10 protein-coding genes are annotated in these 14,998 nt (G+C 38.6%); 2 read left to right on the top strand and 8 right to left on the bottom strand.

Features of this window, described 5'->3' with window-relative positions:
• Positions 1 to 98 precede the first annotated feature (98 nt).
• Positions 99 to 1,196 (top strand): carboxynorspermidine decarboxylase, encoded by a 1,098-nt coding sequence (locus tag NNJ85_RS04050; protein ID WP_254473933.1) that lies wholly within the window; start codon positions 99 to 101, stop codon positions 1,194 to 1,196.
• 53 nt (positions 1,197 to 1,249) lie between these two features.
• Complete coding sequence (locus NNJ85_RS04045; protein WP_254473746.1) at positions 1,250 to 2,488, top strand: saccharopine dehydrogenase family protein; 1,239 nt, start codon at positions 1,250 to 1,252, stop codon at positions 2,486 to 2,488.
• Between the two features lie 1,199 nt (positions 2,489 to 3,687).
• On the opposite strand, the gene lpdA is transcribed toward NNJ85_RS04045, so the two are convergent.
• The 8 genes from lpdA to NNJ85_RS04005 form a co-directional block, all read right to left on the bottom strand.
• On the bottom strand, positions 3,688 to 5,094 hold the full coding sequence (gene lpdA / locus NNJ85_RS04040) for a dihydrolipoyl dehydrogenase (RefSeq protein ID WP_254473745.1): 1,407 nt from the start codon (positions 5,092 to 5,094) through the stop codon (positions 3,688 to 3,690).
• A 31-nt stretch (positions 5,095 to 5,125) separates the two neighbouring features.
• Positions 5,126 to 6,337, bottom strand: a complete 1,212-nt coding sequence (odhB, locus tag NNJ85_RS04035) for a 2-oxoglutarate dehydrogenase complex dihydrolipoyllysine-residue succinyltransferase (RefSeq protein ID WP_254473743.1) — start codon at positions 6,335 to 6,337, stop codon at positions 5,126 to 5,128.
• A gap of 32 nt (positions 6,338 to 6,369) precedes the next feature.
• Positions 6,370 to 9,369 carry a 2-oxoglutarate dehydrogenase E1 component gene (locus NNJ85_RS04030; protein ID WP_254473741.1) on the bottom strand — a complete coding sequence of 1,000 codons (3,000 nt, stop codon included), beginning with the start codon at positions 9,367 to 9,369 and terminating at the stop codon, positions 6,370 to 6,372.
• Between the two features lie 164 nt (positions 9,370 to 9,533).
• A complete protein-coding gene (gene sucD, locus NNJ85_RS04025) occupies positions 9,534 to 10,436 on the bottom strand; it encodes a succinate--CoA ligase subunit alpha (protein ID WP_254473739.1) in 903 nt (300 codons plus the stop codon).
• Between the two features lie 3 nt (positions 10,437 to 10,439).
• Complete coding sequence (gene sucC / locus NNJ85_RS04020; protein WP_254473737.1) at positions 10,440 to 11,636, bottom strand: ADP-forming succinate--CoA ligase subunit beta; 1,197 nt, start codon at positions 11,634 to 11,636, stop codon at positions 10,440 to 10,442.
• Between the two features lie 91 nt (positions 11,637 to 11,727).
• A complete protein-coding gene (mdh, locus tag NNJ85_RS04015) occupies positions 11,728 to 12,690 on the bottom strand; it encodes a malate dehydrogenase (protein ID WP_254473735.1) in 963 nt (320 codons plus the stop codon).
• 274 nt (positions 12,691 to 12,964) lie between these two features.
• Positions 12,965 to 14,164, bottom strand: coding sequence for a cell division protein ZapE (zapE, locus tag NNJ85_RS04010; RefSeq protein WP_254473733.1), 1,200 nt, complete (start codon positions 14,162 to 14,164; stop codon positions 12,965 to 12,967).
• A 97-nt stretch (positions 14,165 to 14,261) separates the two neighbouring features.
• Positions 14,262 to 14,807 (bottom strand): AprI/Inh family metalloprotease inhibitor, encoded by a 546-nt coding sequence (locus tag NNJ85_RS04005; protein ID WP_254473731.1) that lies wholly within the window; start codon positions 14,805 to 14,807, stop codon positions 14,262 to 14,264.
• Positions 14,808 to 14,998 lie beyond the last annotated feature (191 nt).

The following is a 14,998-nucleotide window of genomic DNA, read 5'->3' as shown; positions in this document are numbered from 1 at the left end:
TCTTTTCTTAAGATTCTTTTTTCTTGAGACATTCTGTTACTCTTTGTACTAAACGCTGATCTCAAGAATAAGATCCTTTAAAAAAGAATGAATGAATGATGATAAAAACCCCCTACTACCTTATAGACAAATTGAAACTCATCAAAAATATGCAAACAATTTCTCGTTTACGAGAAATGTCAGGAGCAAAAGTTTTGCTTGCTTTGAAATGTTTTGCCACATGGAGTGTTTTTGATTTAATGTCTGAGTTCATGGATGGAACCACCTCATCATCCCTTTATGAACTGCGTTTAGGAAAAGAAAAATTTGGGAAAGAAACCCATGCCTATTCGGTTGCGTGGGCTGATCACGAAATTGATGAAGCCTGTGGTTATGCAGATAAAATTATCTTTAACTCAATCCAGCAACTTCAACGCTTTTCTGATGCAACCAAAACCATTCAACGAGGTCTCAGATTAAATCCAGGAATAAGTGCATCCCACTTTGATCTTGCCAATCCCTCTCGCCCTTTTAGCCGCTTAGGAGAAACGAACCAAAGTGCTATTAAAGAAGTTCTACCTCTCATCAACGGCTTAATGATTCATAATAATTGCGAAAATGCTGATTTTAATCTTTTTAATCAAATGCTCGGGTACATGGAAAAAAAGTTTTCAGAACTTTTTTCTGCCGTAGATTGGATAAGCCTTGGTGGTGGAATTCATTTTACAGCTGAAAATTATCCGCTAGAAGCTTTCGCAGAACGCTTAAAAAACTTTTCACAGACCCATGGTGTCACTCTTTTTCTGGAACCAGGAGAAGCTGCTATCACCAAAAGCACCACCTTAGAAGTTAGCGTCCTTGATACATTGTACAACGAAAAGAATCTTGCCATCGTTGATAGCTCAATCGAAGCACATATGCTTGATCTTCTTATTTATCGTGAAAATGCCAAATTAGAACCTAATCAAGGAGAACACGAAATTATGATCTGCGGAAAATCTTGTCTTGCTGGAGACATTTTTGGAACGTTTCAGTTTCAAAAACCTCTTCAAGTAGGAGATAGACTGTCTTTTCAAGATGCAGCAGGTTATACAATGGTCAAGAAAAATTGGTTTAATGGTGTAACAATGCCTGCTATTGTTCTGAAAGAGTGCGATGGTACATTAACGCTGCGACGCCAATTCAGCTACAATGACTATCGGACAAGCCTTTCATAAAGATAACCATAAAAAACGTCATACAACAGTATTAAAAAGGAGATGAACCTACAATGAAAAAAAATGTTCTCATTATTGGTGCTGGAGGTGTTGCACAAGTTGTTGCCCACAAATGTGCTCAAAACAACGATATTCTTGGTGAAATTCATATTGCTTCGCGAACACTCAAAAAATGTGAGGCTATTATTGCTTCTATTAAAGAAAAAAACAGCATGAAAGAACAAGGTGTTCTCAAAAGCCATTCGCTCAATGCCATGAATGTAGAAGAAACTGTAAAGCTCATCCAAAAAACCAAGTGCGAAATTGTCATTAATGTTGGTTCAGCCTTTCTTAATATGTCTATTCTTTCAGCTTGTATCAAAACCAAATGCGCTTATATCGATACTGCCATTCATGAAGACCCTCTTAAAATTTGTGAAACCCCACCCTGGTACGGCAATTATGAATGGCCTCGGCGTCAAGAATGTGAAAAAGCGGGTATCACCGCTATTTTGGGTGCGGGTTTTGATCCAGGTGTGGTAAATGCCTATGCAGCACTAGCGCATAAATGTTATTTTGATAAAATCACAGACATCGATATTATTGATATTAATGCTGGAAATCATGGGCGTTGGTTTGCTACAAATTTCGATCCAGAAATTAACTTCCGAGAATTTACAGGACAAGTATGGTCATGGCAAAACAAAAAATGGACTTCTAATAAAATGTTTGAAGTCAGCCATGAATGGGATCTTCCCGTTGTTGGAAGACAAAAAGCCTATATGACAGGCCATGACGAAATTCATTCACTTTCCAAAAATCTTGATGTCCAAAATGTCCGCTTCTGGATGGGGTTTAGTGATCGTTATATCACTGTTTTTACCGTTTTGAAAAATCTTGGTCTCTTATCCGAACAGCCCATTAAAACTGCAGAAGGACAAGAAGTCGTTCCTTTAAAAGTTGTCAAAGCTGTCTTACCCGATCCTTCTTCTCTCGCCCCTGAATACACAGGAAAAACTTGTATTGGAGATCTGATAAAAGGCGAAAAAGATGGAAAACCAAAAGAAATTTTTATCTATAACATAGCCGATCACAAACAAGCTTTTCATGAAACCGGTGCACAAGGCATTTCTTATACAGCTGGTGTACCCGCAGCAGCAGCAGCTCTTCTCATTGCCACAGACGAATGGGATGTTAAAACGATGGTCAATGTAGAAGAATTACCTCCCCGCCCTTTCCTCAAATATCTTGATCATATGGGGCTCCCTACCTTTATAAGAGAACAAGAAGAGGATAAAAAATTACAATTTTAAACTTATCCCTATAGGGTGGCTTGATTTTTTTAAGTTATCATAAAATTGCCCAATGAAAATAAACTTAATATTCTTAAGAAATTATGTTTTTTCAAAAATTTTAGCTATGGGTCATGTTTTGGCAACATCGTGATTTCTTAAAAACCTTAAAGAAAATCCAGATCATCTTTAAGATACAGCAAACAATGATAAAAAAGAACAGAGAGGCATAACTTAAGCACATCGCATAACCTACCATCATCATCAAAAAGGGAGTTCCTCAACAAAAGATATAGAAATACCACCTTAAAAGGTGGTATTTTTCAAAATATTTAGCACCCGCTTCATCTTAAAAAATTAAAGATCCTTAATCCGTACCAATCATTAAACAACCTGCTTTCTTTGAAAAAATTCCTCTTGGCTTCCCACTTTATGTGTCTCACACCATATGTAATCCATTAATTTATAACAATAAAATATCGTTTCTATAAACAATGGTTTGTACCAGCTTCTTATCACAGGCTTTCCACTTCATACAGCTCTATAAGAAAACTTTGCTCTAAATATAAATTGTAAGTATAATTTATTGTTATGCACATTGAATGAGAGCTTCATACCCGTAGGATTTTCTCATGACAAATCTATTTATATTGAATTAATCAAAACCATTTTTTCTACATGTCACAAGCAGAAGAGGTTGGTGTGAATAAAAGGGCAAGAAAAAAATACCTCTTATAAACGCTTTCAAATAGCTAAAAATTATATAACATTGAAGGCTCGTAAATATAACTTATAGTGCCGATTTATACCTTTTATGAAACATAAAGATGATGGTGCATAATGGGTTTTAAGAACTTCAATTACACCCTTCACGAGCACACTATCGCGAAATAGATTTGAGAGCTTTGAGAGATGTTTCCTTAAAACACAGCACGTAAATAGGCTGAGAATCCCATCTCGAAATTTATAACATGATGAAACACCACACATGTAAAACTTGATATAGACTAAATACCACACGCTCTAAGCGCGTGTGCACAACAGGGTAATTAATCAAAACAGCACAACAGAGATTTAAAATAACAATTATTGAAAAGCACACAAAAAATTAAGTGGAACACCTCATACGACTGTTTTTATTCCCTCTCAAAATTTTTTGCATGCTTCACAAATATTTACTGTCCTCTTTGGCTTTTTAAAATGTCCTTTTTAAAAGCTTTTTAAATATGAAGCGGTTTAGCAAATGTTGCCAAAGCTGCTTCACGAACTGCTTCTGATAAGGTAGGGTGTGCATGACAACAGCGTCCTAGATCCTCTGATGAACCACCAAATTCCATTAAAACTGCAATTTCATGAATCATTTCACCAGCACCAAATCCAAGAATATGCCCGCCCAAAACCCGATCTGTTTTTTTATCAGCAAGAATTTTAACAAATCCATCACTTTTTTGCATCGCGCGTGCACGACCATTAGCCATAAAAGGAAATTTTCCAACATTATATTCAATACCGGCTTCTTTCAGTTCTTCTTCTGTCTTTCCTACACTCGCAATTTCCGGCTGTGTATAAACGACACTAGGAATAACATCAAAGTTAACATGTCCTTTTTGACCTGCCAAAATTTCTGCCACCGCAACGCCTTCTTCCTCTGCTTTATGAGCTAACATTGGTCCTTTTACGACATCACCAATCGCATAAATTCCTGGAACATTCGTCTGCCAATGGGCATCAATTGCAATAAATCCGCGTTCATCTAACTGAACACCAGCCTCACTCAAACCAAGCCCCTCCGTATATGGAGAACGCCCAGTCGCAATAAGCACAACATCAGCCTCTAAGGTTTCAGATTCACCACCTTTAACAGATTCAAAGCTCACCTGAGCCGTTGAGCCAGATTGTGTAATGGCTGTTACCTTTGCACCCGTTTTATATTCAATCCCCTGTTTTTCCATTAACTTTTGAAATTGACGTGAAACTTCACCATCCATTGAGCCCAAAACTTTATTAAGATACTCAATAATAGTCACTTTAGCCCCCAAGCGGCTCCAAACCGACCCAAGTTCCGAACCAATGACACCAGCGCCCACGACAATCATACGTGATGGTACTTTTTCAAGAGAAAGAGCTCCCGTAGAAGAAACAATTGTCTTTTCATCAATTTCAACATTCACCCCAGGAATGCTTGAACTCTCTGAACCTGTAGCAATAATAATATTTTTTGTTTCAATGGTCTGTTTATGACCATCTTTAGCAACAACTTCCACCTGCCCCGCGTTTACGATTTTGGCTGTTCCAAAAAAAGTATCAACTTTATTTTTTTTCATCAAAAAAGAAACGCCGCTTGTATTAGCTGTCACCACGGCTTTCTTATGAACCATCATTTGTTCAAGATTAAGCTTAGATTTGCCAATAGAAATCCCAAGCGTTTCAAAACCATGCTGGGTTTCAGCAAACACTTCTGAAGCGTGTAACAATGCTTTAGAAGGTATACAACCAACATTGAGACATGTTCCCCCTAATGTTGTACGCTTTTCAATAATCGCTACTTTAAGCCCTAGTTGTGCCGCCTTTATCGCTGCTACATAACCACCTGGACCCGCTCCGATCACAGCCACATCATAAGACATCCGTTTCTCCTTTCATCCTGAAAACTGTATTTTACAAGTCAAGAACAAGGCGTTCCGGATCTTCTAAGCTTTCCTTAACACGCACAAGGAAAGTTACAGCTTCTTGCCCATCCACAATACGGTGATCATAAGAAAGCGCTAAATACATCATGGGGCGGATCACAACTTGGCCCTCAACAACCATTGCCCGTTCTTTAATCGCATGCATTCCCAAAATACCAGATTGTGGTGCATTCAAAATCGGTGTTGACATCAACGATCCATACACACCACCATTAGTAATGGTAAAAGTTCCGCCTTGCATATCAGAAACGGCTAATTTCCCATCACGCGCAAGACGTCCCAAACGGCCAATCTCCTTTTCAATTTCTGCCAATGACATTTGATCTGCATCACGCACCACTGGAACGACAAGCCCTTTATCCGTTCCAACAGCAATTCCAACATTGACATAGTTTTTATAAACAATATCTGTTCCATCAATTTCAGCATTAACAGCAGGAAGTTCTTTTAATGCATGACAAACAGCTTTGGTAAAAAATCCCATAAAACCAAGTTTAACACCATGTTTCTTTTCAAAAAGATCTTTATAACGTTTGCGCAAATCCATCACCGCCGACATATCAACCTCATTAAATGTGGTTAACATTGCTGCTACATTTTGCGCATCTTTAAGACGACGAGCAATTGTTTGACGCAATTTCGTCATACGAACCCGCTCTTCACGTGTTTCCGGAACAAAAACCACTGAAGAACCTGTTGCAGAAGAAGAAGGTGTAGGCGTTTTTGTTCTTTGTTCTAATCCACCAAGAACATCCTCTTTAAGAATTTGTCCACGTTTTCCAGAACCTGCAATATCACTTTTTGCTACATTATTTTCAGCCATCAATTTTGCTGCTGAGGGTGAAGGAGGCATAGTACTGCTCGAAGCAAGCTTCTCCGATTCAGATGAAGCCGCTGGAACAGATGCTGCAGAAGGCGAAAATGATTGGGAAACACCCGCTTGGCCAGCTTCCACCGTTCCTAAAAGAGCATTCACTTCAACCGTATCGCCTTCTTTTGCAATGATTTCAGATAATTTCCCTGCAACAGGAGAAGGAACTTCAACGGTTACCTTATCAGTTTCTAATTCAACCAAAGGCTCATCCATAGCGACAGCTTCGCCAAGTTTTTTAAACCATTTGCCAACCGTTGCTTCGGTAACCGATTCGCCCAAAGTAGGAACACGGATTTCAGTAGTCATAATATTTTTCCATACATCAGAGTAGTAATAAATTAAGAACCTAACGCGTCTTTGAGAAACGCAGCCAGTTGTTCAAGGTGTTTCACCATTAACCCAGAGGCCGGTGATGCACTCGCCGGGCGTCCTGCATAACGAGCACGTGAATATTGCGCATTAATATGCGTCAAAACCCATTCCAAATAAGGCTCAATAAATGACCAAGCCCCCATGTTTTTTGGCTCTTCTTGGCACCAAAAAACTTCTGCCTGCAAAAAGCGCGATAACACATTCACCAAAACTTTTGCAGGGAAAGGATACAACTGTTCAACACGAAGGAGATAAACATCATCGATACCCTTTTTTTCACGTTCTTCATAAAGGTCGTAATAAACCTTTCCCGTACAAAGAACGACACGGCGAATTTTATTATCTTTCTGCAACTTCACGACAGAATCTTTGAGACATTCTGCATCATCAAGCAATACACGAGAGAAACTCGTTTCTGGTCCCATTTCATTGAGAAGAGAAACAGCCCGCTTATGGCGCAAAAGCGATTTAGGTGTCATTAGAATCAATGGCTTACGAAAATCACGCTTAATTTGTCGACGCAAAATATGAAAATAATTTGCAGGAGTTGTACAATTAGCAACCTGCATATTATCTTCCGCACAAAGCTGAAGAAACCGCTCCAAACGTGCAGAAGAATGCTCTGGTCCTTGTCCTTCAAAACCATGAGGCAATAAGCACACAAGACCAGACATACGAAGCCATTTACGCTCTGCAGATGAAATAAATTGATCAAAAATGACCTGTGCACCATTAGAGAAGTCACCAAATTGTGCTTCCCAAAGTATTAATCCTCGTGGTTCAGCAAGAGAATATCCATATTCAAAACCAAGAACAGCTTCTTCAGAAAGCATAGAATTAACAACTTCATAAAATGCTTGCCCCTTTTGTAAATGATTCAAAGGAATATAACGCGCTTCATTTTCTTGGTCATAAAGAACTGAATGACGCTGTGAAAAAGTTCCCCGTTCAACATCTTCACCCGAAAGACGAACCGGTGCTCCTTCTAAACAAAGTGAACCAAAAGCGAGAGCCTCAGCGGTTGCCCAGTCAACGCCCTCACCAGTTTCGAAAATTTTAGCACGATTGTTTAAAAAGCGCTGTATCGTTTTATGAACATGAAAATTTTCTGGAACTTCGACAAGTTTCTGACCAATTTCCTTTAAAGTCTTTAATTCAACACCCGTTGTTCTAGAATGTTGCTCATCAGCATTACTAAAGGCTTTGAGTCCCGTCCAGCTTCCATCAAGCCAATCAGCTTTATTAGGCTTATAAGAAGCACTTGCTTCAAACTCACCTTCAAGTTTATCACGCCATAATTTTTTTTGTTGCTCAATCTCTTCTGAAGAAACCACTCCTTCTGCGATCAATTGATTACTATAAAGCTGAAGAGTTGTTTTATGATTACGAATTGCTTTATACATAAGTGGCTGCGTAAAGGAAGGTTCATCGCCTTCATTATGTCCATAACGGCGATAACAAAACATATCAATAACGACCGGTTTATGGAAAATTTGACGAAACTCCATTGCTATTTTAGCAACAAAAACAACAGCTTCAGGATCATCACCATTCACATGAAAAATGGGAGCATCAATCATTTTTGCAACATCAGATGGATAAGGCGAAGAACGTGAAAAACGTGGCGCTGTTGTAAAACCAATCTGATTATTAATAATCACATGAAGTGAACCTGCAACACGATAACCTTTAAGACCTGAAAGACCGAAAGTTTCTTGGATAACGCCTTGTCCTGCAAAAGCAGCATCACCATGAATAAGCAATGGCAACACTTTTGAGCGTTCACTTAATGGGAGTGAATCAGTGTGTGTGGGTCCGACAAGTTGATCTTGTTTAGCACGTGCTTTTCCCATAACAACCGGATCAACAATCTCAAGATGAGAAGGATTAGCCACAAGCGATAAATGAACTTTATTTCCATCAAAGTCTAAATCAGCCGTCGTTCCTAAATGATATTTAACATCACCTGATCCCTCTACATCATCTGGCTTATAAGACCCACCCTTGAATTCATGAAAGATGGCTCTATGCGGCTTAGCGAGAACTTGTGAAAGAACATTTAAACGACCACGATGGGCCATTCCTAAAATAACTTCCTGAACACCTAAAGCACTACCGTATTTAATAATCTGTTCAAGAGCAGGAATCAGCGCTTCACCACCATCAAGTCCAAAACGTTTTGTCCCTTTATATTTCGTGTCTAAAAACTGTTCGAATCCTTCCGCTTTAATAAGCTTATTCAGGATAGCTTTCTTGTCTTGCTGTGTGAAAGCAATTTTTTTATCTCGCCCTTCAATACGCTCTTGAAGCCATGCTTTCTGGACTGGATCAGAAACATGCATATATTCCACACCGATTGTTGAACAATAGGTACGATTGAGAATTTCAAGCATTTGCGGAATAGTTGCATATTCCAATCCTAAAACATTATCAATAAAAATGGGACGCTCATAATCAGCAGGAGTAAAACCATAAGCTTCTGGAGAAAGTTCTTTATAATCTTCCAGTTTTTCCGCCAATTGAAGAGGATCAAGCTTTGCACGAAGATGCCCCCGAGCTCGAAACGCACGAATCATCATAAGCGCATGAACAGAATCACGTGTTGCGCGAATAATATCTTGTTCACTAGCAGCTTTTCCCTTTTGAGCAGTCCCTGTTGCTGCTTTTTCCTTTAATTTATCACCAAGATATTTTTCAAGAGAAGACCAATCACCATCAAGAGCAGACACTAACTCACCATCTGGCTTTAATGGCCAATGATCACGTTGCCATGTTGCTCCTTCGGCATTTTTGAGAACATCTTCTTTGTTATCATGAAGGCCTTCAAAAAAAGCACGCCACTGTGAATCAACACTGGTAGGATCTTTTTCATACTGAGCATAAAGTTGATCTATATAATCCGCATTCCCACCATAAAGAAATGATGTCTGTGCAAAAAGACTATTTATCTCGTCCTGCCTTGCCATATACCTCTCCGGAACATCTATTCCGTCTCCTTACATCTCTTTTCAACCCTTAAACGCTCACAAAGCAAATGAGGGGTCGAATATTCAAAAAAGTTTTACCTATTTATACTCAAGTTTTTCCACCTGAATTAAGAATATTTTCTTAATTCAGGTGAAATTTTCTTTTAGCCTTTCAAAACTGACATCAAAGTCTTACCTATTTGTGATGGCGAAGGAGATACACGAATCCCTGCTGATTCCATTGCCGCAATTTTATCTTCTGCTCCACCTTTACCACCAGAAATAACAGCACCAGCATGCCCCATTGTACGTCCTGGAGGAGCCGTACGACCAGCAACAAAGCCAACAACGGGCTTTTTACGACCTTTTCTTGCTTCATCTTGTAAAAACTGTGCTGCTTCTTCTTCAGCAGATCCCCCAATCTCACCAATCATCACAATAGACTGGGTTTCATCATCCGCTAAAAACATTTCCAACACATCAATAAATTCAGTCCCCTTAACAGGATCACCCCCAATCCCTATAGCGGTTGTTTGTCCAAGACCTTCCTGACTCGTTTGAAAAACAGCTTCATAAGTTAAAGTCCCTGACCTTGAAACAACCCCCACAGAGCCTTTTCTAAAAATAGAACCAGGCATAATACCAATTTTACATTCGTTTGGCGTGAGAATACCGGGGCAATTAGGACCAATAAGGCGAGATTTTGAATTTTCTAATCGCGCCTTTACCTTAACCATATCCATAACGGGAATACCTTCCGTAATACAGATAATTAAACGAACTTCAGCTTCAATCGCTTCTATAATAGCTGCTGCAGCTCCTGCAGGAGGAACATAAATAACGGAAGCATCCGCGCCTGTTTTTTCTTTTGCTTCTGCAACGCTAGCAAAGATAGGAAGAGTCTCACCTTTTGAACCTTCCCATGTTTCTCCACCCTTTTTAGGATTAACACCACCAACCATTTGCGTGCCATGATAAGCAAGCGCCTGTTCTGTATGAAATGTTCCTGTTTTTCCTGTAAGCCCTTGAACGAGAACTTTCGTCTTTTTATTCACAAGAATCGACATAACTTAAGCTCCCTTCACGGCTGCAACAATTTTTTGAGCAGCATCATCTAAATCATCAGCGGAAATAACATTCAAACCACTGTCCTTGATAATTGCTTTACCCTGCCCAACATTCGTACCTTCAAGACGAACAACTAAGGGAACCTTTAAACCAACTTCACGCACAGCAGCAACCACACCTTCAGCAATGACATCACAACGCATAATACCACCAAAAATGTTAACCAAAATGCCTTTAACATTTGGATCAGCTGTAATAATCTTAAAAGCAGCTGTCACCTTTTCTTTTGATGCACCACCCCCAACATCCAAAAAATTTGCCGGTTCAGCGCCATAAAGCTTAATGATATCCATGGTTGCCATCGCAAGACCCGCACCATTGACCATACAACCAATTGTGCCTTCAAGAGCAACATAAGCAAGATCATGCTTTGAGGCTTCGATTTCTTTTGGATCTTCTTCTGAAAGATCGCGCAATTCTAAAATATCTGGATGACGAAACAAAGCATTATTATCAAAAGAAACTTTTGCATCCAAGACGCGCAAGTGACCATCTTTCATCACAATAAGCGGATTAATTTCTAAAAGGCTCATATCTTTTTCACAAAATACCTTATAGAGAATTGGAAAAAGCTTTTCACCATCCTCTCGTGCACTATCGCGCAATCCCAATGCATCACAAAGTCTTGCACAATCAGCTGAGGTAACACCTTGCGTAGCATCAATGGGCAAAGTGAAGATTTTCTCTGGTGTCTCCTCAGCAACCGTTTCAATATCCATTCCACCTTCTGTTGAAACAACAAAGGCGATCCGACCAACGCTACGATCAACCAAAAGTGAAAGATAAAGCTCGCGCTCAATATCGGCACCATCTTCAATATAAAGACGATTGACCTGTTTACCTTCTGGACCTGTTTGTTTGGTTACTAAAGTTTTGCCAAGCATTTCTTGAACATTTGCAACAACTTCTTCAACAGATTGTGCAAGCCGAACACCACCCTTTGCATCTGGATCAAGTTCTTTAAACTTACCCTTACCACGACCACCAGCGTGTATCTGACTTTTAACCACATAGAGAGGTCCGGGCAATTTTTTTGCCCATTTTTCAGCTTGCTCTACAGAATAAACAGCAACACCATTTGCAATGGGAGCTCCATATTCATGAAGCAGACGTTTGGCCTGATACTCATGGATATTCATGCATTTGTCCTTTTCTTTTATGAATTATTATTAATCCTAAAGTTCTAATATTCTAAAATACTTCATTTTAATAAACGAAATCTTATTTTATTTACTTGAGACTAGGCACAAGAGCAATACAAGCTTCACAAAGCTTTTTAACCGCATTTACGGAATAATCAAAAGCCTCTCTTTCCTCTTTATCAAGCTCAATTTCAATGACCCTTTCAACACCACCTGCACCAAGTACAACAGGAACACCAACATAGGTATCATTAACGCCATATTCCCCTGAAAGATAGGCTGCAACGGGCACAACACGCTTAGTGTCTTTTAAATAAGCTTCAGCCATGGAAACAGCAGAAGCAGCTGGTGCATAATAAGCAGAACCTGTTTTTAACAAACTAACAACTTCTGCACCACCATCACGGGTCCGTTGAATAATTTGATCAATCCTTTCCTGTGTTGTCCAACCCATTTTAACAAGATCAGGCAAAGAAATGCCACCAACTGTTGAATAACGTACTAAAGGCACCATTGAATCACCATGCCCACCTAAAACAAACGCTGTTACATCCTTAACAGAGACTTTAAATTCTTCAGATAAAAAATAACGAAAACGCGCTGAATCCAGAATACCAGCCATACCAACCACTTTATGCACGGGAAGGCTTGAAAATTTCTGCAATGCCCACACCATTGCATCAAGAGGATTTGTAATACAAATAACAAAAGCTGAAGGCGCATATCTTTTAATCCCAGCACCAACTTGTTCCATGACTTTTAAATTAATACCCAAAAGATCATCACGGCTCATACCAGGTTTGCGTGCAACGCCTGCTGTTACAATAACAACATCAGACCCTTCAATTGCTTCATAAGCATTTGCACCTTTTAAATTAATATCAAAACCATCAACGGGAGAAGATTCAGCAATATCAAGAGCTTTACCCTGTGGCATTCCCTCTGCAATATCAAATAAGACAACATCACCAAGCTCTTTTAACCCAATAATATGTGCTAAAGTACCCCCAATCATACCTGAACCAATGAGAGCTATCTTTTTTCGTGCCATTTTATTTTTTCCTAACTTTTAGATCATTCAGCGCCCATATACTGAAAATTTTTGACTTAAACCACATTTAAACAATATCATAAAAAGCAGTAAAGAAATGAAATTTACAAATTTCTCTCCTTACAGAAACAACAACCCTCCGCAGAAACAACTATTAGAAAATTATCATGATGTATCGATAAAGTGAATTTAAAAAAAATACAACAGAATTATTACATTTCTTTAATTTCAAAGAGTTATTGTTTTTACAGTTTACGTAAAGGTAAAAGTATAATCAAAGCTTCTTCTTCAAAAGAAAATGTTCTTCCCAAAGCTTCAAATAGTCGTAGCTTTGCATTTCAAAAAGACGTGACTGTGTTCTTTGAAATTCAAATGTTTCTGCAGTCTGAGCATGCCCCTTATACAATTCCTCCACTCCTGCTGCTGCCGACATAAATAATCGGATGTGGCGCTCATAAAGAATATCAACAAGCAAAATAAACCGTTTTGTTTCATTGCGACATGTGTCATCCATGATCGGTACATTATCGATAAAAATCGTATGATAACGCTCCCCTAATACCAAATACTCAGCTGCGGCCAAAGGCTTTGCACACAAGTCTCGATAATCAAAGCGCACACAACCAGCAGCAAAACGTGGAATAGGAATAAGGCGCCCTCTGATAGAAAGCTCATCAGATCTTTCTTTATGTCCTTGCAACACACGTGTCCATGCTTGATCCATACATTCATCTGCTTTTTTCCCTAATGGCGTTACATACACAGGCTGTAGATTTGATTTTTCAAGACGATAATCTGTTTTTGCATCAAGATTAACAACACGAACATATGCTTTCAAAACTTCAATAAAAGGCAAAAAGAGTTCACGATTTAAACCGTTATAATAAAGGTTATTCGGCGCCACATTTGAAGTTGCAATAAAGAAAATTTCTTTCTCAAACAAAGCAGAAATAAGCCGCCCCAACACCATAGCATCAGCAATATCTGTTACACTAAACTCATCAAAACAAAGTACCTTTGCTTCTTGTGCAAGATCTTCTGCAACAGCTAAAATAGGATTATCTTGTTTAGATTTTGCACGCCCAGATGCTTGACGATAAAAATTAATACGCTCATGCACATCAGCCATAAAATCATTAAAATGAGCGCGTTTTTTATTATTCTTAGGCAAACAAGAAAAGAACAAATCCATCAGCATGGTTTTGCCTCGTCCTACTTCACCATAAATATATAATCCCTGAAAAGAACCATTTTCATCCCCCTGTTTTACAATACGATCAAAATTTTGTCTTTTCCTTTTAAATATTCTTTTTAAAAAAGACCAAAATATCCAAGACCAAGAACGAGAAGCACTTCGTTCCGAAATTTTCTTTAATAAATGATCAAAGTGCTCTATTACAGCCAATTGAGCTGGATCAGAACGGACCTCCCCTTTAGAGACCAGCTCCTTATAGCGCGTTGAAACGAGAATCATCCAAACAACCTTTTTCCAACCGTTTTCAATGAAAAATACAAATTCTTTTCACGAATCTGCCCCTATAGCTTATTTTTTCATAAACGGTCAAAATGATTTAACGGCTTAAAACAACGGGATGATCATCAAGTGTACGTCCCTCAAAACGATCAACATTTGAAGAATAAAGAGCAACGATAACACGTCCATAATTATTATAAAAATATAATCTTTTTCCTTTAACAGCCCACGATCTTACTTGGGAAACAATTCCTGGACAGTGTAAAGGACCAGCTCGGTACCCTTGTCCAAACTTTGTTTGTGGCGTTGCAATCCGACAAACTTTACCCCCCATAGAAAGATTCCATACCCCAGCAATACTTGCAGGAAACAAATCAGTGGCATTGCTTGGTAATTCGAGACTAGCCATTCGTCCATCGCTCTGAGAATCTCCTTTCTCATACATCGAAGCGTTTTCAGCTTCAGATACCGACGAAGAAGCAGACGATAAATCAGATACTTCTAGGGTTGTCATTTGTTGAGATGGATAAAAAACTTCTAATGCGTTACTATTATCATTACTGTCAAACCGCGTTATTGAACATCCCCCTAAAAGCATTACAGTTGACATTGCAACGAAAAACGAATTTTTTGAAAACGACATTTCTGTACTCTCTCCCATGACAATAAATAAACTCACAAAAAATTAAGTGAATATTTTTTATAATTACAAAGATAAATTAACAAATTAAAAAAACAGGATTAAAATTCTTTATTTAAAACAAAATAATTTATGTACCCAATTTTATATTTATAAAACACTAGAAATTTATAAGATTTTTAATCATATATCCC

The organism is Bartonella sp. B1098, assembly GCF_944896145.1.
In the GTDB taxonomy this organism is placed as follows: Bacteria; Pseudomonadota; Alphaproteobacteria; order Rhizobiales; family Rhizobiaceae; genus Bartonella.
The sequence above is the reverse complement of the archived record's forward strand: the minus strand, read 5'-3'. Positions and strand labels throughout refer to the sequence as shown.